Here is a 26,130-nt window from a genome sequence, read left to right on the forward strand (position 1 = left end):
CCCGGCCGGCGCCCGAACGGCGTTCCGCCCCTCAGGAGGTGAACTTCCATCCGATCCGACCTCATGGCGGACGTGGTCGTCGACCCCGGTGTGCCGCCGGACGACGCCTGCCTGCTCAGGGACAACCGGCGGCTGCTGCTCAGGATGCGCGGGGGCTGGGTCCCGGAACGGCCCGGCCGGGGCGGGGCCGCGTGGCCGTACTGGCGGCTGGGTGCGATCTGCGGGGCGACCGTCTGCCTCGGCATGCTCCTGGGCGCCGGGGCGTTCGGCCGCAGCTTCGGGATGTTGTTGCTCCTGCTCCTGTCCATCCCGCTGGCGATCGGGACGTTCGTCCGCAACGGGACGCCGGAGGACGAGGAGGTCGCGTACGAGCGGCAGGTCCACGCGCGGGCGGCCCGGCACGAGGGCCGGTACGTGCTCATCGACGACCTCGACGAGCCCTCGCGCAGGCTGCTGCGCCGGGCCCAGCGCGCCGTCGCCACGGTGACGGAGTCCCGCGTCAACACCCATGGGCTGCTGGACGACGTGCGCAACGCGGTGATGCTGCCCGCCCAGGAGTGGGAGATCGCCCGCCTGCTGGGCAAGCTGTCCGGGCTGCGCGCCCGGCACCGGCGGACGCTGGCCGGGGAGAGCACGCCCGAGGTGGCGGACGTGGCGCGCCCGCTGGCCAAGGCGCTGGACAGCAGCGAGCAGGCCGTCCTCGGCCGGGTGGAGGACCTGGAACGGTACGCCGCCAACGTGGCCGAGGCCGAGCGCGCCTACCGGGCGCGGGAGCAGATCGCCGAGCTGCGCGGACGGCTGCACGAGTACGAGGAGCTGCTCGCCGAGGCCGGCGCCGGCGACGCCATGACGGGCGAGCTGGCCCGGCTGACCGAGGACGCCGACCGGCTGGACCAGGCGCTGAGGCGGAGCGTCAGCTCCGCCCACGAGGCCTTCCGCTACCTGGAACCCCGCCCACCGGACCCACCGGCCCCGAAGCCCGGCCCGCCCGGTCCCTGAGCGCCGCCTCCCAGGCCACCCTGGCCGTACGGGGCGTGAGGGTCGTGCGGCACCTGGGCCTGCGGGACGTGGGACTGCGCGGCGTGCGGGGGTTGCGTTCCGGTGTGGGCGGTTTCGAGGAGCAGGTCGCAGAGCGCGTCGGCGGCGTCGACGCGGCCCAGCCTGCCCGCCGCCTGCCCCATCGCCGCCCGCAGCCCCGGATCGGCCAGCATCGGCATCAGCTCGCCGAGCAGCTGCTCGGCCGTCGGACGCGGCTCCAGCAGCGCCCGCGCCGCCCCCGCCGAGACCAGGTAACCGGCGTTCTTGCGCTGCTCGTCGCCCCCGGTCGGGATCAGCGGGATCAGCAGCGACGGCTTGCCGATCGCGGTCAGCTCCGACACCGTGCCCGCGCCGCTGCGCGAGATCACCACGTCGGCCGCCGCGAACAGGTCGGGCAGCTCGGCCCCCACGTACGGCACCGGGTGGTAACGGTCGGCCAGGTCCGGCGGCACCTCGACCGCCCGCATCTGGTCGATCCACGCCGGCCCGCACTGGTGCACGATCTGCGCGTGCGGCAACAGCCGGGGCAGGATCTCGGCGATCAGGGTGTTGATCTGCTTGCTGCCCTGCGCCCCGCCGGTCACGTAGATCAGCGGCACCTCGAACGTCAGCCCGAACAGGTCGTAGGCCGCCGCCCGGTTGCCCTGCAGCAGCTCCGGCCGCACCGGGTTGCCCGTCACCACGGCCTTGGCCCGCGCCGAGGCCGGCAGGTACTCCAGCGACGACTCGTGCGACAACGCGATCCGGGTCGCCAGCCTGGACAGGATGCGGTTGGCCAGGCCCACCACGGTGGTCTGCTCGTGCATGACCAGGGGACGCCGGATCAGCTTGGCCGCCACGCCGATCGGCACGGCCACGTAACCGCCGGTGGACAGCACCACGTCGGGCAGGTAGCGGGCGGCGTGCCCCACGGCCTGGAACACCCCGACGGGGATGCGGAACACGTCGGCGATGTTGGTGCCGAGCTCCTTGAGGTTGGGCCGGCGGCGCAGCTTGCCCGTGGTGATCGCCTTGAACGGGATGCCGTGCTCGGCCGTGATCCGGGCCTCCAGGCCGCTCTCCGTGCCCACCCACAGCACGTCGTGCGGCACCTGACGTCGCTGGACGGCCGTCAGGGTCGTCAGGGCCGGATAGGTGTGACCGCCGGTGCCGCCGCCGGTGATCAACAGTCGCAGGGTTCGTGACATGCGCTCAGACTATGGCCGCGCAGCGGAAGCCGGTGTGCCCGGTCGAGGAGTCCGGCGTGTTCGACGTACGCGCGGCCACCCGGTACCGGTTGCAGTAGGAATCGTGGCACATGTACGACCCGCCGCGGATCACCTTCGCCGTGCCGTCCGCCGGACCCGCCGGATTGCCGGACGAGGGCTCCCACGTGGTGCCCCACCAGTCGGCCGTCCACTCCCAGACGTTGCCGGAGACGTTGTAGAGCCCGTAGCCGTTGGGCTGGAACGACTTGACCGGCATCGTGCCCTTGCTCGGCGCACTCGGGAAACGGCCCTGCCAGATGTTGCAGCGCTGCCGTCCGTTGGGGGTCAGCTCGTCGCCCCAGGGGTAGCGGGCGCGTTCGAGCCCGCCGCGGGCGGCCATCTCCCACTCGGCCTCGGTCGGCAGGCGCTTGCCGGCCCACGCGGCGTAGGCGTTCGCGTCGTTCCACGACACGTGCACGACCGGGTGGTTCTGGCGGTCGCCGGCCGTCGAGCCGGGGCCCTCGGGGGAGCGCCAGGTCGCCCCTTCCACGCCCACCCACCAGGGCGCCTGCGGCACGCTCGCGTCCATGATCCCGGCCGCCGCGAACTGCCGGAACACGAACGACCAGCCGATGCTCTCGGCCTCGGTGACGTACCCGGTCTCCTTGACGAACGTGGCGAACTGCGCGTTCGTCACGCACGCCGGGTCGATCAGGAACGGGTCGAGCCGCACCTCGCGCACCGGGCCCTCGCCGTCCTCCGGGCGGCCGTCGGGGTCGTCACCGCCCATGAGGAACGTGCCGCCGGGGACGCGCACCATGCCGCGCGGCGCCGTCCGCCGCGTGATCACCTCGACCTGGCGAGGCGGGGCGTCGGCCCCCCTGCTCGGACCACAGCACGCGCTCACGGAAACCCCCCAAACGTGTCATGTCACCATGGGAAGGGTAGTCCCCTGACCATGCGTACGATGACGCGGCCGTCCCGGGCCGCGGCCGGGAGGCCACCCGGCTCCGCTCAGCCCACCGGTGTTCTCCTCAGGGTTAGAGCCGGCTTCGCCCAAAAAGTCGCAGACCGGTAGCGTTTTCCCATGCGACTAGGCGTGCTGGACATCGGCTCGAACACCGTCCATTTACTCGTCGTCGACGCCCACCGGGGCGCGCGACCCATGCCCGCCTACTCCCACAAGGAGGAGCTGCGCCTCACCCAGTACCTGGGCCAGGACAACAGGCTCGCGCCCGAGGGCATCGAGCGGCTGCGCGCGTTCGTGGACGAGGCCGTGCGCCTGGCCGAGGACAAGGGCGTGGAGGACCTGCTCGCCTTCGCCACCTCCGCCGTACGCGACTCGGCCAACGGTGAGCAGGTGCTCGCCGAGATCGACAAGCGGTGCGGCGTGCACATCGCGGTGTTGTCCGGGCGCGACGAGGCCCGGCTGACGTTCCTGGCGGTGCGCCGGTGGTTCGGGTGGTCGTCCGGGCGGCTGCTGGCCTTCGACATCGGCGGCGGCTCGCTGGAGGTCGCCGCGGGGGTGGACGAGGAGCCCGACGTGGCCGTGTCGCTGCCGCTCGGCGCCGGACGCCTGACCCGCGACTGGTTCACCGGCGACCCGCCCTCCGCCGAGGAGGTGCGCAAGCTGCGCAAGCACGTCCGTACGGAGATCGCCCGCACCGTCGGCGACGTGGCCAGGTACGGCGAGCCCGACCGGGCCGTGGCCACCTCCAAGACCTTCAAGCAGCTCGCCAGGATCGCCGGGGCGGCCCCCTCGAACGAGGGGCCCTACGTCTCGCGCGCGCTCTCGCGCGAGGACATGGCCGAGTGGGCGGTCCGGCTGACCACCATGGGGTCGGCCGAGCGGGCCGAGTTGTCCGGGGTGTCGGAGGGGCGCGCGGCGCAGCTCGCGGCCGGGGCGCTGGTGGCCGACGCGACGATGGACCTGTTCGAGGTGGACCGGCTGGAGGTGTGCCCGTGGGCGCTGCGCGAGGGAGTGATACTGCGCCGGCTCGACATGTTGCCCAGTCGGCTCGATCAGTCCGCCGGGATTACCGAGTAAGGTCGATCTATCCCCATAAATTGGCATAGTTCGCTGGTGAATGGGCACTTTTCGTCCAATGTTGACAGTCATCGGTACGATCGGCTCCCTCGTGGTGGTCTTCGTCCTCATCGTCCTGGCCGTCCTGGTCATCGCGGTGGTCGCGATGCTCGCGCTGGCGGCGCTGGCCGGATCGTTGGCGGACTGGCGCGCGTTGTGGCGGCGGCTGACCCGCCGTGGGGCGCGGCTGCCGCTGAAGCTCAGCGCCCCTGAGGCGCCGGCCCGGCTGCGGGCCGAGCTGAGCGGGGGCACGCCCCTGGTGAGCCGCCGCTTCAGGCTCGCCGCCGTCGCCCGTTCGGGCGAGCGGCGTCCCGGCGTCCGCCGCCCCGGCCGCCGGGCCCGCCTTCGCGGCCGTTCCGGCCTCACTTCTCACTGAGCCGCCCCCTGGCGCCGTCCCCTGTCCCGGAGGGCCTGTCCCGGAAGGGCTCAGGGAACGGCGAACGGCCGGGGCCGCCGTGTGAGCGGCGGCCCCGGCCGTGGGATGCGGATCACCCGGCGATGAGGTGCTGCCCCGCCGCCCCGGGGGCGAAGCGCAGTCTCTTCTCCAGGCAGACCATCGCCCCGTTCTCGCGGATGTTGGTGAAGCGGATGTCGTCGGCGAGCGCGCGCATGATCTGCAGGCCCCTGCCGTGCTCGGCCTCGGGATCCGGCTCGATCACGCGGTGCGGGTCGAAGCCGCCCCCGGTGTCGACGACCTTGATGGTGCACAGGTCGTCACGTACGCAGGCGCTGACGGTGTAGTCGTCGCTGGGCGTCGCGTGCTTGACGACGTTGGCGCACGCCTCGGTCAGCATGAGCTCGATGTCCTCGCGTACCTGGGGCTCGACGCCGAGCGACCGCAGCGTGCCGTCCAGCATCTGCCTGATCAGCGGGACGCTCGCCGCATCCCTGGGCAGTCGGAGAGCTATCGTGGCCTCCACCGCGTCTCCTCCCGTCTGGATGCGTGCGAGCATCCTGCCCCGGATCCGCTGCGGCAATCGTCGGTCCCGGCGGCAAAGTTCGGGGAAAGCGGCTACTCCTCGACGAGCCGCAGCGCCACCTCCATGCACGCCTTGTCGATTTCCTCCTCGGTCAGCCCTTGGCCGGCCATCGTCAGCCACTTCCCGGCGTGCAGCGCGAACAGCGCCAGCGACCGGCTGATGCGCTCGGTGGGCGTGGCGTCGGGGTCGCTCATCTCGGCGGTGAGCTCCATCATCGTGTCGCGCATCTTGGCGAGCTTCGGATGGTTGCGCATCGCCGTCTGGTTGCTCTCCAGGAAGCGGGCGACCGCCAGGTAGCGGGGCTGCCGGAGCCGCTCGGCGTAGCGTTCCAGCAGCTCACGGCGGGTCTCCAGGGTCTTCGGCCGGCTCTTGGCCCATTCGAGCAGCTCCTGGACCTCGGCCACCCGCAGATCGACGAGGCTGCCGACGATGTCGTCCTTCGTCTTGAAGTGGTAGTACAGAGCGGCCTTGGTCACGCCCAGCTCTTCCGCGATCTCGCGCAGCGAGGTCGCCTCGTAACCCTGCTCCGTGAAGAGCCTCAGCGCGATCTCCTGGATCCGCGTCCGCGTGTCTTCCCGCACTTCGCACCTATTTCGACTTGACGGTCGGCAAGTAAGTATCTAGCTTATTCTAAGCTTGCCGGTCGGCAAGTAAGCAAGATCTCACTGGGGGTGTGCAGTGGCAGAGGCAGTCGGACGGCGCCGCGAGGTCATGGTCGTCCTGCCGGGCCTGATGCTGGCCATGGTCCTGGCCATGCTCGACAACATGATCGTGGGCACGGCCATGCCACGCATCGTGGGCGAGTTAGGCGGGCTGACCCATCTGTCGTGGGTGGTGACGGCGTACGTCCTCGGCACGACCGTCTCGACCCCGATCTGGGGCAAGATCGGCGACCTGTACGGCCGCAAGGCCATCTTCATCACGTCCGTCGTCATCTTCATGATCGGCTCCGCGCTGTGCGGCATGGCCGGTTCCTCGATGCTCGGCGGCCCCGCCGACGGCATGACCGAGCTGATCGCCTTCCGCGCGATCCAGGGCCTCGGCGCCGGCGGCCTGATGGTCAACGTCATGGCCATCATCGGCGACCTGGTCCCGCCCCGCGAGCGCGGCCAGTACCAGGGCATCATGGCCGGCGTCATGTCGCTGGCGATGATCGCCGGCCCGCTGGTCGGCGGCTTCATCACCGACCACCTCGACTGGCGCTGGGCCTTCTACGTCAACCTGCCGGTCGGCGCGGTCGCGCTGGTCATGCTCGTGCTGAACCTCCACCTCCCCAGGACGCACACCAAGGTGCGCATCGACTGGGCGGGCGCGGTCCTGCTGTCGGTCAGCATCACCGCGATGGTGCTCATCACCACCTGGGGCGGCAACGAGTACGCCTGGGGCTCCTGGCAGATCCTCACCCTGATCGCGGTCGCCGTGGTGTTCCTGGCCGGCTTCATCGTGGTCGAGCGCCGCGTCGCCGAGCCCATCATGCCGCTGCAGCTCTTCCGCAACCGCAACTTCACCCTGATCTCGGGCATCGGCTTCCTGCTCGGCTTCGCCATGTTCGGCGCGATCAACTTCCTGCCGCTGTTCCAGCAGACCGTCCAGGGCGCCACGGCCACGAACTCCGGCCTGCTGCTGCTGCCCATGATGGCCTCGGCCATGGTCGTGTCGCTGTTCGTCGGCAAGGCCATCACCAGCACCGGCAAGTACAAGATCTACCCGATCGTCGGCGGCGTCGGCATGGCCGTCGGCATGTGGCTGCTGTCCACCATGGACGTGCACACGGCGTCCTGGCAGACCGGCGTCTACATCGCGGTGCTCGGCCTCGGCATGGGCTTCCTCATGCAGACCACCATGCTCATCGCGCAGAACAGCGTCGAGCAGAAGGACCTCGGCGTCTCCAGCAGCGCGACCACGTTCTTCCGGTCGATCGGCGGCTCGTTCGGCGTCTCGCTGTTCGGTGCGATCTTCAACAACCACTACCTGTCGGAGCTGACCGACCGGTTCGGCGCCCAGGCGGCCGAGCGGATGACCTCGGGCGGCGGCGCCAGGATGGACCCCAAGCAGCTCGAACAGCTGGCGCCGCAGATGCGCACCGGGATCCTGGAGTCGCTGGCGACCTCGATCTCCGGCGTCTTCTGGTGGGCCATCGCCTTCGCCGTCGTGGTGCCGCTGCTCGCGGCCCTCATCAAGGAGATCCCGCTGCGCGGCGGCGCCCCGGTGGACGCCGACCGGCAGGAGGTCGTCAGCCCGGCGGCAGGCTGAACAGCCGGTCGAGCGCCGTCATCAGGAACAGGCTGCGCAGGTGGGGCGTCAGCGCCACGACGCGTACCACGGCGCCGGCGTCCGCGGCCTGTTGCTGGAGGCGGACGAGCGCGGCCAGGCCGGAGGAGTCGATGAAGGTCAGCCGGGACAGGTCGACGTCGATCGCGGTGTGGCCCGGGGGCAGGGTCAGCCCGGCGAGCTGGGTCACGGAGTCGTAGTCGAGGTCGCCGCTGAGCGCGAGTGTGACGGTCGTCGCGTCGGGCGTGGCGACCTCGATGTGCAGCGGCGTCCTGTCGAGCACCCGTTCAGCTTAGCCACCGCGGGAAAAATGGGAGGCGCGGGGGTGGGGGAATGTGCACAATCCTGCTCATGCACACCTTCAGCCGCCCCCGGGTGGACGACGCCGCGGCCATCCACGAGCTGGTCGCGGCCTACGACACCGAGATCATCGGATCGCCCGACATGACGCCGGAAGACGTCGCCGACGAGCTGTCCGAGCCGGGCTTCGACCTCGACAGGGACGGCTGGCTGGCCCGCGACGAGACCGGGCGGCTGACCGGGTGGGCGTGGGCGTGCCGCGTGGGCGACGGCGACCTGGTCAACATCGAGGTCGTCACCCGCCCCGGCACGGACGGAGGCCTCCAGGACGAGTTGTGGCGCCTCGTCACCGCCCGCGCCCGCGAGCTGGGCAATGAGCGCGGCCACGACGGCGTCACCGTCGACATCGGCGTCTACCGTGAGGACCAGGCCAAACAGTCCTACGCCAAGGGCCAGGGCTTCGAGCCGGGCACCAGCTTCCACCGCATGCGCGCCGACCACACACCCCCCGTCGAACCGCCGGCCCCGCTGCCCGGCCTCACCCTGCACACGGGGGAGGACGAGGAGACCCGGCGCGCGGCGCACGGCGTGCACCAGATCGGCTTCGCCGAGCACTTCGGGTTCGTCCCGGTCGACTACGACCACTGGTACGAGCGCCGCCAGGCCATGAGCATCACCGACTGGAGCCAGCTCACCCTGGCCAGGATCGACGGCGAGCCCGCCGGGGTGCTGTTCGGCAACAACCAGTTCGTCTCCGACGAGAACTGCGGCTACGTCGCCACGCTCGCCGTGCACCCGGGCTTCCGCGGCCGGGGCCTCGGCCGTTTCCTGCTCCGCCACGCCTTCGCCGCCGACGCCGCGAGGGGCCGTACGGGCACGATCCTGCACGTCGACTCCAACAACACCACCCCCGCCCTCGGCCTGTACGAGTCGGCGGGCATGCGCCGGGTGCTGGCCATCGACGTCTGGCGCCGCCGCCTCTGACCTGCCGCCTGCCTCACACGCGGTGGCGGGCCAGATGCTCCAGCACCGACTGGTTGGCCTCCCAGCCGTCGGGGAACTTCACCGGCACCCCGAGCTGCACCGGCTCGGCCGACGGATGGGCGTCCAGCAGCTCGGCGATGCCCGCCCGCGCCACCACCACGCACGCGTGCCGGTGCCGCGAGGCCAGGACGCACAGCCGCCCCGACTCCAGGTGGAAGGCCGTCGCGTCCCGGCGGCCCGACAGGGGGTGCAACACGATCGTCACGTCGTACTCGCGGCCCTGGAGGCGGTTGGCGGTGTCGACGGTGATCTCCGGCGGCAGCCCGGCGTTCCGGATCGCGGCCACCTGGTCGCGGTGGGCCGCGCCGACCGCGATCCGGTCGGCGGTCACCGGCCGTTCGCCCTGCTCGGAGGAGGCCACGCCCCCGCGCTGCAGCAGCCGCGCCGCCAGCAGCGCCACCGCCTGCACGGCCTCGCCGTCGGTACGCACGGTGTGCCGGTTGGGCAGCTCCAGCAGCGCCCACCCCGACCGGGCGGCCTCCTCCAGCGCGCGGTCGTGCACCGTGCCCATCCCGCCGGCCGTCAGCTCCAGCCGCCGGTCGCCCTCGGACGTGCCCGACCTGAACCCGGTGAACGGGTAGAAGGCCCGCGAAACCATCGGCGCGGCCGAGGCCGGCAGCCGCCAGGACACCGGCAGCCGGTGGACCGGCAGGTCGGGGTTGTGCCGCAGCAGCACCGCGACCGCGCTCTGCAACGGGTCCCACGACAACCCCGACCAGCGGTCGCCGTCCACGATCGAGAACGGGTCGAGCTGTCCCGGGTCGCCCACGAACAGCGCCCGTTCGAACAGCCCCGCGATGCGCAGCAGCTTGTCCGAACGCATCTGGTACGCCTCGTCCACGATCGCCCACGGCCACACCCGGCCGGAGATCCACGCCCATTTGTCGGCCGTGGCGATGACGATGTCGGGGTCGCCGAGATCCTGGATCCGGGTGCCGATCGTGACGCCGGGCAGCTCCAGCATGCGCGGGTGGGGCACGTAACCGCCGGCCGACAGGCGGCCCACCTTCAGGTGGGGGTGTTTGTCGGAGATGCGCGCGACCAGGTCGTCGACCTGCTCGTTCGTCTGGGCGACGATCATCAGCGGCTCGCCGGTGGCGGCGATGTGCGCGGCGGCGCGTACGACGAGGGTGGACTTGCCCGCGCCCGGCGGGGAGTCGACCACGACGCCGCGGTTCCTGGGCAGGTCGGCCAGGACGTTCGCGATCACCTGCTCCGGGCTCTCGCTCACGACCACTCCTCCTGCGCGTCCTCGTCGTCGGGTACGTACTCCTGCGGCGGCCCGCCGTGCGTCCAGGGCGTGGCCTCGGAGTCGGGCAGCGCGGGCGAGCCCTGGAAATCGTCGGTCAGCGAGGTGTAGCAGACCCGCTCGCCGACCTCCGGCACGGCGCCGGGGACGGGCGTCCTCCCCCGGCCCATGCCCTTGGTGATCTTCAGGGTGACCAGGCCGTCGCGCGCCTCCACCAGCTCGGCGCCCTGGCCGCGCCGCTGCGGGGTGCCGAGCGAGGCGCCGGGCGGCAGGCGTACGGGGTCGTCGGTCTTGAGCACCACCAGGGGGCGCAGCTTGCGCGAGCGGCCCTCGCCCTCGACGTTGTCGGGCACGGTCTCGACCACCTCGCCGGCGAACGCCTCGCCGGTCAGCCGGTACTCGGCCATCACCAGCGGGTCGTCGTAGGCGCGCTGCACGTCGTAGCCGGCCTGGGCACGTTCCATGCGGGCCAGCCTGGCCGCGGCGGCGACCGCGCCGTCGCGCCTGGCCTGCGGCGGCCCGCCCTCGGCGAGGTGGGCGGCCATGGCGCTGAACGAGCCGCGGTCCTGCTCCCATCGCTGGGCCACGCTCGCGCCCGGCTCCAGCCCGGCCAGCAGGTCGAGGGCCTGCCACATCAGCCGCCAGGTCGGTTCGAGCTGAGTGCGCAGCGCCTCGGCGACCCGCTCGGCCGACTCGCTCTCGATGGCCGGGGCCAGCACCTCGGCGTCGAAGCCCGGATCGGTCGCGGGCCCGGCGGGCGGCCAGATCAGCGGGTCCTCGGCGTCGTCGGAGGGGCCCTGGGTGATCCAGGACAGCAGCGCGGCCAGGTTGGCGTCCTCCAGCGCGCTCTGCCCGCTGGCCCAGTGGCGGCCCAGCTCCTCGGTCACGGCCTGCGTCAGCGACGAGCCGGGATAGGCGGCCCGCTCCCCGAAGTACGTCAGCCACCGCCCGAGCAGCGGCACCTCGGCGGGCACCGGGTAGGGCCCGTCGGGCCGGCGGAAGCGCGTGGAACGGCCGAGCAGCCTGGCGAAGGCGATGCCCGCCGGGTTCGGCAGGACGAGCTGCGGCGCGTCGAGCGCCCGCTCATAGGGGTCGGCGTTCTTGCGCTCCACCGTCTCGGTGTCGCCGATGAACGACTCGATGTACGGCAGCAGCACCCCGGCCAGCTCGGCGGCCCAGGCGAAGCGCAGGTCGCGGTTGCGCGGCTGGGCGACGACGAGCAGGCGGGGCCGTTCGCGGTCGGTGCCGAGCATGGCGGCCAGCGGCGCGGCGGCCTCGCCCGACAACTTCAGCGGGACGAACACCATCGGCCGGTCGCCCACGTGGCAGTGGCGGACCGTGGCGACGGGCTGGGCGATGCCCTCGTTCAGGGCGCGCAGCCGGGCGAGCGAGGTGAGCAGGCTCAACTGAGACACTCCCTGCGCAGGCGTTCGGCGTTGCGGAGCAGGCCGGCGATCTCCTCCTGGCCGTCGGCCGGGTCGCGCAGGCCGTCGGCCAGGCCCAGCGCCTCGGCCACGGAGGCGACCCCGCCGAGCTCGTCGCGCACCTGGCGGCCGAGCAGGTCGGAGGCGCCCTCCTGGCGGGCCTCGTCGCGGCAGAAGAAGCACAGGTCGCACGTGGACAGGCAGTCGGGCGCGTAGCGGGCGGTGGTCCGGTGCAGCGCGTCGGCCAGCTCGGCGACCGGCCGGGTGGGGCGGCCGTCCTCGCCGGGGCGCAGGTCGAAGCTGAGGTCGTCGGGCAGCGCCGCGAGCAGCCGGTCGAGGCCGGTCATCCGGGTGAGCTGGCGGCGCAGCACGGCGAGCTGCCTGCGTACGTCGACCAGGGTCGCCACGGGCCGGTTGGCGAAGTTCTCCGGGCACACCAGCACCACGTCGTGGGAGACGGTGAGCGGGTCGTGCCCGAGCTCCTCCAGCATCGTGCGCAGCGCCAGCACGTAGACCGCGGCCTGGCGGGCGGCGGCGGCCACCGCGCCGGGGTCGGCCTGCCCGTCCACCACCGCGAACGACTTGATCTCCACGACGTGGAAACGGCCGCTGAGCTGGAAGGCCACCACGTCGGGTTCGAGGAAGGCGACGTGGCCGGCGATCTCCAGGCTGAGCAGCGGGTGGTCGAACAGCGTGCCGGCGTCCTGGTCGCCGCGCGCGGCCCGGTCGAACAGGGCGCGGGTGTGGGTGTGGCGCAGGTGGGCGCCGACGTTCTCCACGTCGTGGTAGGCCACCTCGGCGACCGGCAGGCCGAGCACCTCGCGCAGCAGGCGCAGCAGCTCGGCGCACCCGTCGGCCTTGACCAGCGCCTCGAACGCGTTCCCGCGGGTGATCGCGAACGGCGACTGGCCGAACGGCGCGGGGAAGCCCAGGTGGCGGGCGGCGGCGTCCTTGTCGACCCCGGCGCCGTCCATGAGGGCCCGGCGGGCGCAGCCGGGGTTGGCCGCCAGGGCCGCGATCGCGCGGGCGTCGTGCGGCTTGGGCGGTGTCGTGCCGCGCAGCGCGTCAAGCCGGTGGGCCGGGCCGTCCTCGCGTCTCAAGCCGCTCACGTCGCTGTCTCCTCCTTGATCGTGCCCAGCGTAGCGGCGCCGAACAGCCTGGCGACGTCACCGAGCTGGGATGTGGCGCGTCGTGCCAGCTCGGCGCGGTCGCGCGTGTCGCGTTCCGCGTGCACCGACAGCTCGGCCCTGGCCGCCTCGACGATCCGCCGCGGGTCGGGCGGGCCGAGGTCGGCGGCCGTGGCGCCGGGCACGTTCCTGGCCATGCGCGCCAGCAGGCGCAGGGCGCCCTCGTCCGCGCAGCCTGCGGAGGCCACGGCGATCGCGCAGGTCAGGAAGTCGACGCGGGGGCTGAGCGGGCCGACCACGCGCCGCTCCAGCGGCCACGTGCTGAGCGTGAGCAGGCCGCGGGCGGAGGAGAGGCGGTCGGTCAGCGCCGCGCACAGATAGTACGGCCTGCCGTGCGGCGTGGACCGGAACGAACGTTCCTCGTCCCTGCGCAGGCTGGTGAGCTGGGCGCTGCGGATGGTGCCGGCGAAGAACGCGCCGCTGACCGCCACCACCAGGCGGGGTTGTGCGGCGGCCCCGAGCAGCGCGAGCGCCTGGTGCACCTGCTCGCGCACGGTGACCAGCCGGGGCCCTTCCGCCCTGGCCTTGGGCTGCTCGCCGCTGACCAGGGCGTCCCAGGCGCGCTCGGCGGCACGCAGCTCGGCGCGCAGGACGCGGGCCGTGGCGCCGTCCCTGGCGCGCATGGCCTTGCGCACGCCTGCCCGGAGCCCGTCGATCCGCCGTTCGAGATCGTCCAGCCCGTCACTCATGGCGCGAGGGTATCAACAGTTCCAGTATTTACCAGTATTTATGGTGAAATCTACGTTGTAAAGGGCCGGGCCGCGAACCACGTACGGTCCTCGGTGAGGAACCGGTCCAGCCGCAACCCCACGGCGGCCAGGTCGGCGGCCACCTCCTCGTCGCTCAGCCGCCGCGAGGTGAACGACTGCGTCCAGACCCGCTCGCCGTGCGCGTAGCGCATGGTCGCCGCGTACACACCGGGGGAGATCTCCTCGACCTCCGCCATGGTGATCGTGACCTCGCCGTCGGCCCTGCCCGAGCCCGCCTGCCACACGTCGTGCCGCTCGCCGGGGATCCACTGGACCAGCACCGCCCCGCCCGGCGCGACGTGCCGGGCGCACGCGCCGAGGAAGGCCCGCCTGACCTCGCCGTCGACGACGTTGACGAGCTGGGAGCCCAGCGTGACCGTGTCGAAGCGCCGGTCGAGCCGCAGGTCCTGGAGCCGCGCCAGCACGGTCTCGGCCCCGCGCACGTGCGCGAGCATCTCGGCGGACTCGTCCACGGCGACGACGTCCAGGCCGGCGGCGACGAGCGCGTGCGTGACCCGGCCGACGCCCGCGCCCAGCTCCAGGACGGAGCCGCCGGGCGGGCTCTCCTGGATCACGAGTTCGGCGTCGCGGCCGGGTTCGAGGAGGGTGTAGAACTCCACGGGGGATCCGTCGGGGGTGATGGCGCCTGGGCCTGTTCCGCTGTTCTTCATCTTTTGAAGGTAATCGCCGCGTGAGCCGCCCGCGAAGGGGGACGATGGCCCCTGTGACCGGTGAGGTGCGAGCTCTGATCGGCGTCGGCGCGGGCCTGATCGCCGTTCCCCCCGTCTTCTACCTGACCGAGGCGGGCGCCAGGGCGCTGCGGGCGGGGCAGGCCGCGTTCGCCCCGGCCCCCGCCGGGCCCGGCCTCCTGGCGGCGGCGGCCGTGCTGGTCGCCCTGCTGACCGCCTGGCCCGCGGCGGCGCTGGCCTGTGGGTTACCGCTGGTGGTGGCCGGCGCGCTGTTCGCCCTCGACCTGCGGGCCGCGATCGGCCTGGCGGGCGCGCTGCCGGAGGTGTGGCAGCCGCCGTGGGCCGAGCCGCCCGGCACGCTGGCCGGGATGACCGGCCTGTACGCCTACACCGGCGCGTTATTGATCTTCTCGGCGCTGCTGCCGGGCCGTCTGCGATCTATCCTGAGCAGATGAGTGGACGGGACCCCGACCGGCGCAGGGCGCTGCTCGACGCCGCCGACCGGGCCATCCTGGCCGAGGGCCCCGAGGTGTCGATGGCGGCCATCGCCGCCGAGGCCGGCATCACCAAGCCCATCCTCTACCGCCACTTCGGCGACCGCAGCGGCCTCTACCAGGCGCTGGCCGACCGCCACGTGCGCACGGTGATCGCCCTGCTGCGCCCCCGCTTCGCCGAGGCCGGCACCGACCTGCGGGCCCGCGCCCGCGCCACCATCGACGTCTACCTCGACCTGGTCTCGGCCAACCTCAACCTCTACCGCTTCCTGTTCCACCGGGCCAGCGGCGAGGACACCCGGATCCGCTCCCACATGACCTCGCTCGTCAGCAGCCTGGGCGAGGAGCTGGGCCGGGTGCTGGCCGACGAGCGGGTGGTGCCCGACCCGGTGCGCGCGCAGGTGCTCGGCCACGCCTTCGTCGGCATGGTGCAGACGACGGGCGACTGGTGGCTGGAGCATCCGGAGGTCGGCCGCTCGCAGGTGGTGGAGGGGCTGGTCGACGTGATCGCGGCGGCCGTGGCCCCCGGCCGCCGGTGAACGGGGGGCCGCTCAGCGCAACAGGCCGAGCAGGTCCCACTCGGTCTCGCAGACGCGGCGGCCGAGGGCGGCCAGCTCCACCGAGGACGCGCCGCCCCGCAGGTGCCGCATCGTCTGCATGACGCAGATGATGCCCCACTTGAGCACCCCGAACGTCTCCCACCAGCGCAGCGTGTCCAGGTCGACGTGCTGCCCGCCGGCCTCCTCGTAGGCGGCGGCCAGCTCGGTGTAGCCGCCGAACCCGCCCACGGGCAGCGGCGAGCCGAACCGCCACGCCTTGACGCACAACCAGCCCAGGTCCTCCAGCGGGTCGCCGGCGTGGGCCAGCTCCCAGTCGAGCACGGCCCTGATGCCCTCGGGGCCGACGACCAGGTTGCCGTTGCGGAAGTCGCCGTGCACCACGCTCGTCCGGGAGGCGGGCGGCCGGTCGGCCGTCAGCCTGCGCAGGGCCAGCTCGAACACCGGATGCGGCTCGCCGGTCAGGTCGAGCACGTCACGCCAGCGGCGCAGCGGATCGGCCGGCTCGCTCTCCGGCAGGCACGAAAGCGGCATGCGGTGCACCGCCGCGAGCGCCCGGCCGCACTGGGCGGCCAGCCTGGGCCGGGCCCGCTCGTAGGCGTCGTCGCGCAGGATCCGGCGCGGGATGGTCTCGCCGGGGATCCGGGTCATCAGGACGTAGGAGGCGCCGGCGGCCACCACGCGCGGCACCGGAACCCCGGCGTCGCCGGCCACCCGCATCAGCCGCGCCTCGGCCGCGAGACCAGGGCCCGCCTCCAGGGCGGCCCCCGGCCCGTCGAGCCGGAGCACCAGCTCGTGCCGGTCGCCGCCGGGGACGACCACGTCCAGGGCCCAGGTCTCCCTGGAGGCCCCGCCGGGCAGCCTGACCGCGTACGGGACGGCCGCGCCGGGGCCGTACACCTCGCGGGCGATCGACTCGGGACGGTTCATCGCAGGCCGAACTCCCAGGCGCCGCCGGCCGCGTACTCGCCGAGGACGCGGCGGCCCACGGCGTCGATGTGCACCTCGTCGGGCCCGTCGTAGACGCGGGCGGCGCGGGCGTGGCGGTACATGCGGTCCAGCGGGGTGTCGGGGGTCAGACCGGCCGCGCCGTACACCTGGATGGCGCGGTCGATGACGTTGTGCAGCATGCGCGCGCCGACCACCTTGATCGCGCCGATCTCGACGCGGGCCTGCGAGCCCGCGTCCACGGCCTCGGCGGCCTGGAGCGTGAGCAGGCGGGCGGCCTGGATCTCGGTGTAGGAGTCGAAGACGTGTTGCCGCATGAGCTGCTTGGCCGCCAGGGGTTCGCCGAAGGCGGTGCGCGCGTGCAGCCTGCGGCACATCAGGTCGAAGGCCCGCTGCGCCTGTCCGAGCCAGCGCATGCAGTGGAAGATCCGGCCGGGCCCGAGGCGCCGCTGGGCGATGACGAAGCCGTGCCCGCGCTCGCCGAGCAGGTTCCCGGCGGGCACCCGTACGTCCTCGTAGCGCACCTCGCAGTGCGCGCCGTCGAGCCCCAGCACGGGCGTCTCGCGCACGATCGTGTAGCCGGGCGTGTCCGTCGGCACGAGGATCATGGAGAAGGCCCGGTGGGGCGGCGCGTCCGGCTCCGTACGGCACATCACGGTCGTGTACGCCGCCACCGACGCCCCCGTGGTGAACCACTTGTGCCCGTTGATCACCCATTCGTCGCCGTCGAGCACGGCGGCGGTGGTGATCTGGGTGGGGTCGCTGCTGGAGACCGCCGGCTCGGTCATCGCGAAGCTGGGCGAGATGTCACCGCGCACCAGCGGCTCCAGATAGCGTTCGCGCTGCTCGGGGGAGGCGTGCTCGTGCAGCATGAGCGAGTCCTGGAGGGTGAACGTGCCGAGGGCGAGCTGCCCGTACTCGCTGCGGCCCTGGACCTCGTTGACGTAGACGTAGTCGAGGAACGGCAGCCCGCCGCCGCCCAGCTCGCGGGGGTGGCCGAGGGCCCACAGGCCCTCTTTCCTGGCCTCGTCCCGCAGCCCGGCCATGGTGGTGGCGGCCTCCGGGCCGCCCTCGTGCAGGATCTCCTCCGCCGGTTCGACGCGCTCGGTCATGAACGCGCGCACGGCGTCACGGATCGGCCGGACATGGCCGGGTACGGCGAAGCTCATGGGGTGATCTCAACCGAAATCCGTTGCGCGGTCAACGGTCGGCGCGCCGGCGCGGCAGCAGCGGTCGAAGCTGAACCGCTCGGCCGAGGCCCGTTCCCAGATGCGCGCGGTGTTGCCGTTGGCGCGCGGGAAGACCAGCCGCGCGCCGACCGACAGAACCGGCTCCCATCGTGCCGCGTCCCCGCCGGGAGACGGGGAAGGGCCCGGCGGCGGCCGCCGGGCCCTTCGGCGTGGAACGGGTCAGGCCGCGTTCTCCTCGGCCTTGCGGGGCAGGATCTCCAGCTCGAACGCGCCGGACCTGACCGCCTCCAGGAAGTCCTGCCAGTCGCGGCGCGGGATCTCCAGGACCACGTCCGGCGCGGAGTCGTGGATGAGCTCCACGTGGTCGTTGATGCGGCAGGCCTTGACGCGTACGTCGTCGTTCATGCTGCGCTCCCTAGGGTCGACTGCGGCTGAGCGGCCCGGGAGACCTGTGGTCCGGGAAGCTGCGCCGGGCGACTTCCCCAGCCGTCCGGGCCGTCCGCGTGACCCCGGGGGCCGGGCCGCTCGGGAAGCCTGTCATCGCCGCCGCGAGCCCGCCAGCGGGCGATCGGGCGGCCGGGTAGAGACACGCCGACCGCGGACGAGTGTCTGTCGTCCCGGGGTGGAGAAAGGTCATCCGCGCGCCGGAGGCTTGACACGGGAGGCGGTGATCCTTATGCCTGGGCTCACGACAGGCCGTGCGCGGCGCGTACGGCTCCGGAGCGAGGTGACGGGAGTGCCCCCGATGGCGCAGCCCCATGACGTGCCCACCGCCGCGCAGCTCGTCGCGGCCGTACGGGAGTTCCTGCGGGACGACGTGCTGCCCGCGGTCGAGGGGCGGGTGCGCTTCCACACCCGGGTGGCGATCAACGTGCTCGGCATGGTCGAACGGGAGATCGAGCTGGGCCCGGACCAGGCCGCCGAGCACGCCGCGCGGCTGGCGGAGCTGGGCGTGGCCGACGACGCCGAGCTGGCCGCCGCCGTCCGCGCGGGCCGCTTCGACGGCGACGACGCGCTCACCGAGGCCCTGGTCCAGGCCGTACGGGCCAAGCTGGAGGTGGCCGATCCCGGCTACCTCCAGCGGCCGTGAGCGTCAGTGGGAGCCGGCCAGGTCCAGGTCCTTGACGTCGGGGTCGCCCTCGTCGGCGAAGTAGTCGCCGCGCTGCGTCGTGTCGGCGCCGTCGGCCACCTTGGCCGCCCGGAAGATCAGCGTGCCGAGCACGGCGACGACCAGGTTGACGATCAGCGCGAGGAAGCCCGCGTAGATGGTCATCTTGGTGTCGAAGCCGAGGTTCTCCAGGCTGAAGGCCGAGCCGCCGAAGTGCGCCTTGCCCTTGGCCGGGTTGGGGATGAGGTAGAGCATCCACACGCCCGCCGCCAGGCCCGCCGCCCAGCCCGCCATCAGGCCGCCCTTGTGGAACCAGCGCGTGTACAGGCCGAGCGCCACCGACGGCAGCGTCTGCAGGATGATCACGCCGCCGATGAGCTGGAGGTCGATCGAGAACTGCGGGTCCAGCAGCAGGATGCACAGCACCGCGCCGACCTTGACCACGAGCGAGACCACCTTGGAGACCTTGGCCTCCTGGGCGTCGGTGGCCTGCTTGTTGATGTACTCGCGGTAGATGTTGCGGGTGAACAGGTTCGCCGCCGCGATCGACATGATCGCCGCCGGGACCAGCGCGCCGATGCCGATGGCCGCGAACGCCACACCGGTGAACCAGTCGGGGAAGAGCTGGTCGAACAGCATCGGCACGACCGTGTTCGTGTCGGTGCCGATCGGCTTGGTGCCGGCCGCGATGGCCATGAAGCCCAGCAGCGCGATCAGGCCGAGCACGAAGCTGTAGGCCGGCAGCGCCGACATGTTGCGCTTGATGACGTTGCGGTTCTTGGAGGCCAGCACGCCGGTGAGGCTGTGCGGGTAGAGGAACAGCGCCAGGGCCGAGCCGAAGGCCAGCGTGATGTACTGGAGCTGGTTGGCGCCGTTGAGCAGGATGCCGTCGCCCGGGGCCGGGGTCTTGTCGAACTTGGCCTGCGCCATGTCGAAGATGTGGCTCCAGCCGCCCAGCTTGGCCGGGATGTAGATGACCGCGGCCAGGATCACGATGTAGATCAGCGCGTCCTTGACGAAGGCGATCAGCGCGGGGGCGCGCAGGCCCGACTGGTAGGTGTAGGCGGCCAGGATCGCGAAGGCGATGACGATCGGCAGGTGCCCGGTGATGCCCATCGACTTCAGCACCGCCTCGATGCCGACGAGCTGCAGCGCGATGTACGGCATCGTGGCCACCAGCCCGGTGATGGCGATCAGCAGAGCCAGCGTCGGCGACCCGAAGCGCGCCCGGACGAAGTCGGCGGGCGTGACGAACCCGTGCACATGCGAGACCGACCACATCCGCGCCAGCACCAGGAACACCAGCGGGTAGACCACCACGGTGTACGGCAGCGCGTAGAACCCGAGCGCGCCGGAGCTGAACACCAGCGCCGGCACGGCCACGAACGTGTAGGCGGTGTACAGGTCGCCGCCGACCAGGAACCAGGTGACCCAGGAGCCGAAGCTGCGCCCGCCGAGGCCCCATTCGTTGAGGCTGGCCAGGTCGGTGGGCCGCCGCCAGCGGGCCGCCACGAAGCCCATGCCGCTGACCAGGATGAACAGCAGCGCGAAGACGACCAGCTCGGTCACGTGCCCGCTCATTTGGTCATCCGGTAGACGATCGTGGTGCAGCCGACGCCGACCACGATGAAGGCGAGCTGCAACCAGTAGAACAGCGGGAAGCCGAGCACGCGCGGCTCGTCGGAGTTGAACAGGAACGTGAGCAGGGGGAGCACGATCGGCACGACCAGCAGCCAGTTCCACGGGCTGCGGTCGGTACGTGGCTGCCCGGAATCCCCGGTAGTCATCGACCCTCCGATTGGGGATCAGGACCGGTTTGTTGACCGGTTCCTGACAATGTCGTCAATGGAGGGAGGTTAGCTTTCCGGAGGTATTGAACCCAATGTCCGGAGTATTACGGTTTGGCCTAAATGTCGAGATGAACTCTCAACAAGTGAGACGTGAAGCCCCCTCCGTCACCGGCACGTTAAGTCGCCCTCGCGCCGGGCGGAACCGCCCGATCGGCGAATGGTCGGCTACTCGCGACGAACGGTCACTTCGTCGGCGATGTCCCTCGTGCCGTACCCCTCGGGCGCGGGCACCTCGATGATCGGGTCGGGGCGGTCGTCGAACTCCAGCCGCAGTGCCCGTGCCATCGTGGCGTGCATCTCGTACAGGCAGACGATGTAGGTCAGCTCGAGGATCTGCTCGTCGGGCAGATGGGCGCGCAGTACGGCGAACACCTCGTCGTGCACCCGGCCGCCGTCGAGCACCAGGCCGTCGGTGTAGGCCAGCACCGCCCGTTCCAGCTCGCCGAACCGGTCGCTGACCTGCCAGGACGCGACCGCCGCCACCTTCTCCTCGGGCACGCCGAGCGCCCGGAGCTGCTTGCAGTGCTGGGAGTAGACGAACTGGCTCTGCCGCGCCCAGCCCGCCCTGGTCTGCCCCAGCTCGCGCAGCACCGGGTCGAGCCGGGACTCCCGGTAGATCTGGAAGCCCTTGACGCAGTGGCGGAAGATCTTGGGGTCGAGGGCGAAGACCGTCCACCAGTCGCCCGGCGAGCCGGTCGCGGTCCCCGTGCCGTCGGGGGACAGCAGCCGGTCGTGGAAGAACCGGACGACCGGGTCGCTCACCTCCTCGGGCGGCACCCGGCGCAGGCGCGGCATCAGACGGTCCTGTCGGCGGCCGTCTTGGGCTCGTGCCGTACGTCGCCGGGCTGCCCGACGGGCCGCGTCCAGGCGGCGAACTCCACCAGGACCCCGTCGGGGTCCTTGAAGTAGATGGACCTGACGAACACGCCGTCGTGCATCTGCGCCGCCACGCCGAACTCGCTGTCGTCGTGGTTGAGCAGCACGCCCACGTCGATGCCCTTGGCGACCAGCCGGTCGCGGTACTCATCGATGCGCTCGGGCGGCACGTCGAAGGCGAGGTGGTTCATCGAGCCGACCGCCGACAGCAGCTCGCCCCGGTCGGGCAGGCTCTTCGGCGCCGACACCCCGGGCACCCCCTCGGGCGCGTCGGGGAACCAGAAGAAGGCCAGCGCGTTGCCGCCGCCGCAGTCGAAGAAGAAGTGCTGGCCCCAGCCGAAGGGCAGCTCGATCGTCTTGATCAGCGGCATGCCCAGCACGCCGGAGTAGAAGTCGACGGTCTGCTTCATGTCCGAGCAGACCAGGGCGATGTGGTTGACCCCGCGGAGCTCGAATTCGCTGTTCATAGTAATCAACTACTTATCACAGGGTTTCGGCATAAAACATGACATGGGGTGACGGGTATTCGGGACACGATCGGCCCATGATTGTGGTGGTGGCGGGCGCGACCCGCGGTACGGGACGAGGCATGGCGGTCGCTCTGGGGGCGGCCGGGGCGACGGTCTACTGCGCCGGCCGGAGCACGCGGGAGCGCCGTTCGGAGATGGATCGTCCCGAGACGATCGAGGAGACCGCCGAGCTGGTGAGCGCGGCCGGCGGCACGGGCATCGCGGTCGCGGCCGACTTCCTTGACCCCGCGCAGGTCGCGGACCTGGCCGCGCGGGTCGAACGCGAGCAGGGCCGGCTCGACGTGCTGGTCAACGACGTGTGGGGCGCCGACCGCCTGTGGAAGTGGGAGACCCCCGTCTGGGAGCACGACCTGGACGACGGGCTGCGCCTGCTCAGGCTGGCGATCGACACCCACCTGATCAGCGCCCGCCACCTGCTGCCGCTGCTGATCCGGCGCGAGGGCGGCCTGGTCGTGGAGGTCACCGACGGCACCTGGGAGTTCAACCGGACCCGCTACCGCGAGAACGTCTACTACGACCTGGCCAAGCTGTCGGTCAACCGGCTGGCCTTCGCCTGGTCCCACGAGCTGCGCCCGTACGGCGGGACGGCGGTGGCCGTGACACCCGGGTTCCTGCGCTCGGAGGCGATGCTGGAGGGCTTCGGCGTCACCGAGGAGAACTGGCGCGAGGCGAAGGCGGACGGTGCCTGGATGGTCTCGGAGACCCCCGCCTACGCCGGTCGCGGCGTGGCCGCCCTCGCCCAGGACCCCGGCCGCAAGCGCTGGTCGGGGGCCTCGGTCACCAGCGGCGAACTGGCCGAGGCGTACGGGATCACCGACGTGGACGGCAGCCGCCCGCAGGTGTGGCGCTACCTCGCCGAGGCCGGCGAGAAGGCCGGCGAGAAGGCCGGCGAGAAGGGCGGCGACGGCGGCTGGGAGGCCTATCGCTGACCCGCAGAGGAGGGCGGCTCCTCGCCCGCGTAGAGCGCCGCCGTGCGGGCGGCGGCGCGGGCGACCAGGGTACGCAGCTCCGCCGGTTCGAGCACCTCGGCCTCCGGCCCGAACCGCAGCACCTGCGAGTACGCCACCTCCACCGACTCCACGGCCAGGCGTACGACCCCGTCCGGCGTGAGCGAGGCCAGCGCGTCGTCCACGGCGGCGGGGTCGGCGACGTACCGCAGCATGCGCCGTCCCGCCGGGCTGAGCCGCAACGTGATCACGTCCCTGAGCAGCGAGCGGCTGAACGCGGCCGCCTGCCCGGCCCAGAACCCGGCCAGGTCGAAGCCCGCCTCCCGATCAAAACGCGGCTCGCGCAGGCGGACGTCCCCGATCCGGTCCACCCGGAAGATCAGGAACCGGGTGCCCAGCCGGGCCGCCAGGTACCAGCTGCCCGCCTTCAGCACCAGCCCGTACGGCTCCAGGTCCCGCCTGCGCTCCTTGTAGTCCAGCGTGACCGGCAGGTCGTTCCACACGGCCCTGGCCAGCGGGGCCAGCGCCGCGGGCGGCGGCACGTCGCCGGCGAACCAGCCGGGCGCGTCCAGGTGGAAGCGCTGCGCGGCGGTCGCGGGCGCGTCGCGCAGCGCGGGGGACAGCGCCGCGGCGGCCTTGAGCCGGGCCGTCGCCGCCACCTCCTGCAGTCCCATCTCGCGCAGCGCCCCGGGCACCCCCGACAGGAACAGCGCCTCGGCCTCGGACCGGTCCAGCCCGGTCAGCCGGGTGCGGTAGCCGTCCAGCAGCCGGTAGCCGCCGCCGCGCCCGCGGTCGGCGTAGACCGGTACGCCCGCCTCCGACAGCGCCAGCACGTCGCGGTGCACCGTGCGCTCGGAGACCTCCAGCTCCTTGGCCAGCTCGGCCGCCGTCATCCCGCCCCGGCCCTGCAGCAGCAGGACCAGCGACATCAGCCGCGCGGCGCGCACAGCGGCAACACCACGGCCGAGGGGCGGTCGGGGGAGTGGAACACCTCGACGTCGGCGGGCACCATCGGGCCGCCCGCCGCGTCCACCGGCTCGCCGGTGCCCGGGTTGCGGGCGATCGTCGGGTACGCCCCGGCCGCCACGTGCACCCGGATCCGGTGGCCGCGACGGAACCGGTGCCCGATCGGCCACAACTCCACCCGTACGCGGCGCACGCCGTCGCCGTCGCCGGTCACCGGGCCCAGCCGGCGCACCCCCTCGCACAGGTTGAGCGAGCGCCCGTCGGGGTGCACGTCGCACACCCGGACCACCACGTCCACGTACGGCGTGCTGGAGCGCAGGTAGACGTCGGCGTGCACCGGGCCGATCATCTCCACGTCCGACTCCAGCGTCGCGGAGCTGTGGACCAGCACGTCGCGCCGGGCCTCCAGGCGCCGCTGGTCGCGCGGCCTGGAGTCGGCCAGCAGCACCGGTCCGCCGATCACCGGCGTCGGGTGGGCGGGGTGGTAGCGGAACCGGCCGGACCCGGCCTGCGCCGGCACCTCCGGCGCCAGCCCGCCACCCTCCTGGAGGTGCCAGCGCTGCTCCCGCATGCCCGGCACCGGCCAGTCGGGGTAGTCGCGCCACTCGCCGGCCCCGGTCACGTAGAGCCGCACCGGGTCGGGACGCAGCCCGGACGAATCGCCCATCAGGTGGGCGCGGAACCAGGCCAGCGCCTCGGTCATCGAGGGCCGCCCGTGCCGGGAGTCGACGTGGTACCAGGGCCCGATCGTCAGGTACGGCCGCCGTCCCGCCGCCCGCATCGCCGCGTAGTCCTTGAGCTGCCAGGGCAGGAAGACGTCGTACCAGCCGCCGAGCATGGTGACCGCGGCCTCCACCTCGCCGACCTTGGGGGAGAAGTCGCGCTTGGCCCAGTACGGCACGGCCGGGTCGGCATGGTGGGCCAGCAGGTCGCGGAAGAAGCGCAGCGGCCGGCCCGCCGAGGCCAGGTCCAGCTCGGCCACCGGCCGCCCCGACAACACCGCCCGCCGGGTCGACCTCGGCGCGGTCAGCATCGCCGCCCCGCCCACGAACCGGCGCGTCATGGTCTCGGTCAGCGTGGTCCAGCTCAGCGCCGACTCCAGCGCGAACGCGCCGCCCACGTACGCGGCGTCCCTGAACTGGGAGGCGGTGATCTGCGTGGCCATGGCCTTGAGGTCGGGCCCGGCCTCGGACGCCACGGCCCACTGGGCGTAGCCGAGGTAGGAGGGGCCGAACATGGCGAACGAGCCGCCGTACCAGGGCTGTTTGCGCAGCCAGGCGATCGTGGCCAGGCCGTCGTCGTGCTCGTCGCCGAGCGGGTCGAGGCTGCCGCCCGAGCCGAAGCCGCCCCGGCAGCTCTGGATCAGCACGTGGAAGCCGTTCCTGGCGAACCCGCGGCCGTACATCCAGCCGAACAGGCCGCGCCTGCCGTACGGCGAGCGGATCAGGACCGCCGGGGCCGCCCGCCCGTGGGGCGGGGCGTAGTGGTCGGCCAGCAGCGTCACGCCGTCGGGCATGGGGACGGGGATGTTCCGCCGGAGCCGCACGCGTCTCATGTCCTAACCAGTAACAGATGCGACGGGACGGGTGATAGGCGGGGGTTACGGTCGCGTAAGGAGAATTCCCCTTGGCAAACTATCCGGTCATGGGACGAATCACTACTTACGTCGCCCTAGGGGACAGTTTCACCGAGGGACTGGAGGACCCGGCCGCGTACGGGTTCCGCGGCTGGGCCGACCGGCTGGCCGAGCACATCGAGGCCGACCACCTCCAGGCCGGACAACCCGGCCTGCGGTACGCCAACCTCGCCGTCCGCGGCCGCCTGATCGACGACATCGTGTCCGAGCAGGTGCCGAAGGCGGTCGAGCTCGGCGCCGACCTGGTCTCGCTGTGCGCCGGGGGCAACGACATCCTGCGGCCGGGCAGCGGGCCCGCGTCCGTGGCCAAGCGGCTGGAGCAGGGCGTCAGGACGCTGACCGAGGCGGGCGCCCGGGTGCTCATGTTCACCGGGTTCGACCTGCGGCACGTGCCGGTCATGCGGCTGGCCCACTCCAAGATCGAGGTCTACAACCTGCACATCCACGACATCGCCCGCCGCTACGACGCGCTGCTGGTCGACCTGTGGCCGATGACGGTCTTCCGCGACGCGCGCGCCTGGAACGCCGACCGCCTGCACCTCAGCCCCGACGGCCACCGCAGGGTGGCGCTGCGGGCCGCCGAGGTGCTCGGCGTGCCGGTGGACGCGGACTGGCGGGAGCCGTACCCGGTCAGGCGGCCGCCGGTGTGGACGGCCGCCCGCCGCGAGGACCTGCGCTGGGCCAGGACCTACCTCGGCCCGTGGATCGGCAGGCGCATCAACGGGCGTTCCTCGGGCGACGGGGCGCTGCCCAAACGCCCGGACCTCGCCCCGCTGACGGCCGCCGACCGCTGACCCGGGGGCCCGCCGTACGGGATGACCCGG

29 protein-coding genes are annotated in these 26,130 nt (G+C 72.5%); 10 read left to right on the plus strand and 19 right to left on the minus strand.

Annotation, left to right across the window (positions count from 1 at the left end; translation table 11 throughout):
* Positions 1 to 63: 63 nt before the first annotated feature.
* Positions 64 to 999, plus strand: coding sequence for a hypothetical protein (locus tag IEZ27_RS01660; RefSeq protein ID WP_229823074.1), 936 nt, complete (start codon positions 64 to 66; stop codon positions 997 to 999).
* Here the strand turns inward: IEZ27_RS01660 and IEZ27_RS01665 are convergent.
* Entirely contained in the window at positions 939 to 2,225 is a 1,287-nt protein-coding gene (locus IEZ27_RS01665; RefSeq protein WP_229823075.1) for a UDP-N-acetylglucosamine--N-acetylmuramyl-(pentapeptide) pyrophosphoryl-undecaprenol N-acetylglucosamine transferase, read from the minus strand. The genes IEZ27_RS01660 and IEZ27_RS01665 overlap by 61 nt on opposite strands.
* Before the next feature lie 4 nt (positions 2,226 to 2,229).
* On the minus strand, positions 2,230 to 3,045 hold the full coding sequence (locus IEZ27_RS01670) for a formylglycine-generating enzyme family protein (protein WP_189645929.1): 816 nt from the start codon (positions 3,043 to 3,045) through the stop codon (positions 2,230 to 2,232).
* 267 nt (positions 3,046 to 3,312) lie between these two features.
* Here IEZ27_RS01670 and IEZ27_RS01675 point away from each other — a divergent pair, with 267 nt between their 5' ends.
* Both IEZ27_RS01675 and IEZ27_RS01680 read left to right on the plus strand, forming a co-directional pair.
* The gene (locus IEZ27_RS01675) at positions 3,313 to 4,272 is read left to right on the plus strand and encodes a Ppx/GppA phosphatase family protein (RefSeq protein WP_189645541.1); all 960 of its coding nucleotides are present in this window, start codon (positions 3,313 to 3,315) and stop codon (positions 4,270 to 4,272) included.
* A 58-nt stretch (positions 4,273 to 4,330) separates the two neighbouring features.
* Entirely contained in the window at positions 4,331 to 4,687 is a 357-nt protein-coding gene (locus IEZ27_RS01680; RefSeq protein WP_189645542.1) for a hypothetical protein, read from the plus strand.
* 112 nt (positions 4,688 to 4,799) lie between these two features.
* Here IEZ27_RS01680 and IEZ27_RS01685 read toward each other — a convergent pair whose 3' ends face one another.
* Together IEZ27_RS01685 and IEZ27_RS01690 are read right to left on the minus strand one after the other, a co-directional pair.
* The gene (locus IEZ27_RS01685) at positions 4,800 to 5,231 is read right to left on the minus strand and encodes an ATP-binding protein (protein WP_189645543.1); all 432 of its coding nucleotides are present in this window, start codon (positions 5,229 to 5,231) and stop codon (positions 4,800 to 4,802) included.
* Between the two features lie 92 nt (positions 5,232 to 5,323).
* Positions 5,324 to 5,872 (minus strand): TetR/AcrR family transcriptional regulator, encoded by a 549-nt coding sequence (locus tag IEZ27_RS01690; protein ID WP_189645544.1) that lies wholly within the window; start codon positions 5,870 to 5,872, stop codon positions 5,324 to 5,326.
* 97 nt (positions 5,873 to 5,969) lie between these two features.
* On the opposite strand from IEZ27_RS01690, the gene IEZ27_RS01695 reads away from it, so the two are divergent.
* Positions 5,970 to 7,544, plus strand: coding sequence for an MDR family MFS transporter (locus IEZ27_RS01695; RefSeq protein ID WP_229823076.1), 1,575 nt, complete (start codon positions 5,970 to 5,972; stop codon positions 7,542 to 7,544).
* Here IEZ27_RS01695 and IEZ27_RS01700 read toward each other — a convergent pair.
* Positions 7,525 to 7,845, minus strand: coding sequence for an STAS domain-containing protein (locus IEZ27_RS01700; protein ID WP_189645545.1), 321 nt, complete (start codon positions 7,843 to 7,845; stop codon positions 7,525 to 7,527). The genes IEZ27_RS01695 and IEZ27_RS01700 overlap by 20 nt on opposite strands.
* Positions 7,846 to 7,913: 68 nt before the next feature.
* On the opposite strand from IEZ27_RS01700, the gene IEZ27_RS01705 reads away from it, so the two are divergent.
* Positions 7,914 to 8,846: a GNAT family N-acetyltransferase gene (locus IEZ27_RS01705; protein WP_189645546.1), complete on the plus strand. Its 933-nt coding sequence runs from the start codon at positions 7,914 to 7,916 to the stop codon at positions 8,844 to 8,846.
* 13 nt (positions 8,847 to 8,859) lie between these two features.
* Here IEZ27_RS01705 and IEZ27_RS01710 read toward each other — a convergent pair whose 3' ends face one another.
* From IEZ27_RS01710 to IEZ27_RS01730, 5 genes are read right to left on the minus strand one after another with little or no spacing between them, the layout of a single operon-like run.
* The gene (locus tag IEZ27_RS01710) at positions 8,860 to 10,137 is read right to left on the minus strand and encodes an AAA family ATPase (RefSeq protein WP_229823077.1); all 1,278 of its coding nucleotides are present in this window, start codon (positions 10,135 to 10,137) and stop codon (positions 8,860 to 8,862) included.
* Complete coding sequence (locus IEZ27_RS01715) at positions 10,134 to 11,561, minus strand: hypothetical protein (RefSeq protein WP_189645548.1); 1,428 nt, start codon at positions 11,559 to 11,561, stop codon at positions 10,134 to 10,136. The genes IEZ27_RS01710 and IEZ27_RS01715 overlap by 4 nt, the downstream gene beginning before the upstream one ends.
* Entirely contained in the window at positions 11,558 to 12,688 is a 1,131-nt protein-coding gene (locus IEZ27_RS01720; RefSeq protein WP_189645549.1) for a hypothetical protein, read from the minus strand. The genes IEZ27_RS01715 and IEZ27_RS01720 overlap by 4 nt, the downstream gene beginning before the upstream one ends.
* Positions 12,685 to 13,455 (minus strand): hypothetical protein, encoded by a 771-nt coding sequence (locus tag IEZ27_RS01725; protein WP_189645550.1) that lies wholly within the window; start codon positions 13,453 to 13,455, stop codon positions 12,685 to 12,687. The genes IEZ27_RS01720 and IEZ27_RS01725 overlap by 4 nt, the downstream gene beginning before the upstream one ends.
* 50 nt (positions 13,456 to 13,505) lie before the next feature.
* Entirely contained in the window at positions 13,506 to 14,186 is a 681-nt protein-coding gene (locus IEZ27_RS01730; RefSeq protein ID WP_189645551.1) for a class I SAM-dependent methyltransferase, read from the minus strand.
* A gap of 53 nt (positions 14,187 to 14,239) precedes the next feature.
* On the opposite strand from IEZ27_RS01730, the gene IEZ27_RS01735 reads away from it, so the two are divergent.
* Both IEZ27_RS01735 and IEZ27_RS01740 read left to right on the plus strand, forming a co-directional pair.
* Complete coding sequence (locus IEZ27_RS01735; protein WP_125637490.1) at positions 14,240 to 14,659, plus strand: hypothetical protein; 420 nt, start codon at positions 14,240 to 14,242, stop codon at positions 14,657 to 14,659.
* Entirely contained in the window at positions 14,656 to 15,237 is a 582-nt protein-coding gene (locus IEZ27_RS01740) for a TetR family transcriptional regulator (protein ID WP_189645552.1), read from the plus strand. The genes IEZ27_RS01735 and IEZ27_RS01740 overlap by 4 nt, the downstream gene beginning before the upstream one ends.
* A 12-nt stretch (positions 15,238 to 15,249) precedes the next feature.
* On the opposite strand, the gene IEZ27_RS01745 is transcribed toward IEZ27_RS01740, so the two are convergent.
* The 3 genes from IEZ27_RS01745 to IEZ27_RS01755 form a co-directional block, all read right to left on the minus strand.
* Complete coding sequence (locus tag IEZ27_RS01745) at positions 15,250 to 16,185, minus strand: phosphotransferase family protein (RefSeq protein WP_189645553.1); 936 nt, start codon at positions 16,183 to 16,185, stop codon at positions 15,250 to 15,252.
* On the minus strand, positions 16,182 to 17,372 hold the full coding sequence (locus IEZ27_RS01750) for an acyl-CoA dehydrogenase family protein (RefSeq protein WP_189645554.1): 1,191 nt from the start codon (positions 17,370 to 17,372) through the stop codon (positions 16,182 to 16,184). The genes IEZ27_RS01745 and IEZ27_RS01750 overlap by 4 nt, the downstream gene beginning before the upstream one ends.
* Before the next feature lie 240 nt (positions 17,373 to 17,612).
* Complete coding sequence (locus IEZ27_RS01755) at positions 17,613 to 17,798, minus strand: hypothetical protein (RefSeq protein WP_125637484.1); 186 nt, start codon at positions 17,796 to 17,798, stop codon at positions 17,613 to 17,615.
* A gap of 340 nt (positions 17,799 to 18,138) precedes the next feature.
* Between IEZ27_RS01755 and IEZ27_RS01760 the strand changes: the two genes are divergently transcribed.
* The gene (locus IEZ27_RS01760; RefSeq protein WP_125637483.1) at positions 18,139 to 18,483 is read left to right on the plus strand and encodes a DUF6285 domain-containing protein; all 345 of its coding nucleotides are present in this window, start codon (positions 18,139 to 18,141) and stop codon (positions 18,481 to 18,483) included.
* A 3-nt stretch (positions 18,484 to 18,486) separates the two neighbouring features.
* On the opposite strand, the gene mctP is transcribed toward IEZ27_RS01760, so the two are convergent.
* The 4 genes from mctP to IEZ27_RS01780 form a co-directional block, all read right to left on the minus strand.
* On the minus strand, positions 18,487 to 20,070 hold the full coding sequence (gene mctP, locus IEZ27_RS01765) for a monocarboxylate uptake permease MctP (RefSeq protein ID WP_308427241.1): 1,584 nt from the start codon (positions 20,068 to 20,070) through the stop codon (positions 18,487 to 18,489).
* Between the two features lie 8 nt (positions 20,071 to 20,078).
* Positions 20,079 to 20,288, minus strand: a complete 210-nt coding sequence (locus IEZ27_RS01770) for a DUF3311 domain-containing protein (RefSeq protein ID WP_125637481.1) — start codon at positions 20,286 to 20,288, stop codon at positions 20,079 to 20,081.
* A 228-nt stretch (positions 20,289 to 20,516) separates the two neighbouring features.
* Complete coding sequence (locus tag IEZ27_RS01775; RefSeq protein WP_189645556.1) at positions 20,517 to 21,146, minus strand: carboxymuconolactone decarboxylase family protein; 630 nt, start codon at positions 21,144 to 21,146, stop codon at positions 20,517 to 20,519.
* Entirely contained in the window at positions 21,146 to 21,694 is a 549-nt protein-coding gene (locus IEZ27_RS01780; RefSeq protein WP_189645557.1) for a VOC family protein, read from the minus strand. Before IEZ27_RS01780 ends, IEZ27_RS01775 begins: the two co-directional genes overlap by 1 nt.
* Before the next feature lie 77 nt (positions 21,695 to 21,771).
* Between IEZ27_RS01780 and IEZ27_RS01785 the strand changes: the two genes are divergently transcribed.
* Positions 21,772 to 22,686, plus strand: a complete 915-nt coding sequence (locus IEZ27_RS01785) for an SDR family oxidoreductase (protein WP_189645558.1) — start codon at positions 21,772 to 21,774, stop codon at positions 22,684 to 22,686.
* On the opposite strand, the gene IEZ27_RS01790 is transcribed toward IEZ27_RS01785, so the two are convergent.
* Both IEZ27_RS01790 and IEZ27_RS01795 read right to left on the minus strand, forming a co-directional pair.
* A complete protein-coding gene (locus IEZ27_RS01790; RefSeq protein WP_189645559.1) occupies positions 22,677 to 23,651 on the minus strand; it encodes a helix-turn-helix transcriptional regulator in 975 nt (324 codons plus the stop codon). The two genes, IEZ27_RS01785 and IEZ27_RS01790, sit on opposite strands and share 10 nt — an antisense overlap.
* A complete protein-coding gene (locus tag IEZ27_RS01795; RefSeq protein ID WP_189645560.1) occupies positions 23,633 to 25,225 on the minus strand; it encodes a CocE/NonD family hydrolase in 1,593 nt (530 codons plus the stop codon). Before IEZ27_RS01795 ends, IEZ27_RS01790 begins: the two co-directional genes overlap by 19 nt.
* 89 nt (positions 25,226 to 25,314) lie before the next feature.
* Here IEZ27_RS01795 and IEZ27_RS01800 point away from each other — a divergent pair, with 89 nt between their 5' ends.
* Positions 25,315 to 26,100 carry an SGNH/GDSL hydrolase family protein gene (locus IEZ27_RS01800; protein ID WP_189645561.1) on the plus strand — a complete coding sequence of 262 codons (786 nt, stop codon included), beginning with the start codon at positions 25,315 to 25,317 and terminating at the stop codon, positions 26,098 to 26,100.
* The last annotated feature ends 30 nt before the right edge of the window (positions 26,101 to 26,130 follow it).

The sequence above is a fragment of the Nonomuraea spiralis genome, from assembly GCF_014648435.1.
Lineage (GTDB): Bacteria > Actinomycetota > Actinomycetes > Streptosporangiales > Streptosporangiaceae > Nonomuraea > Nonomuraea spiralis.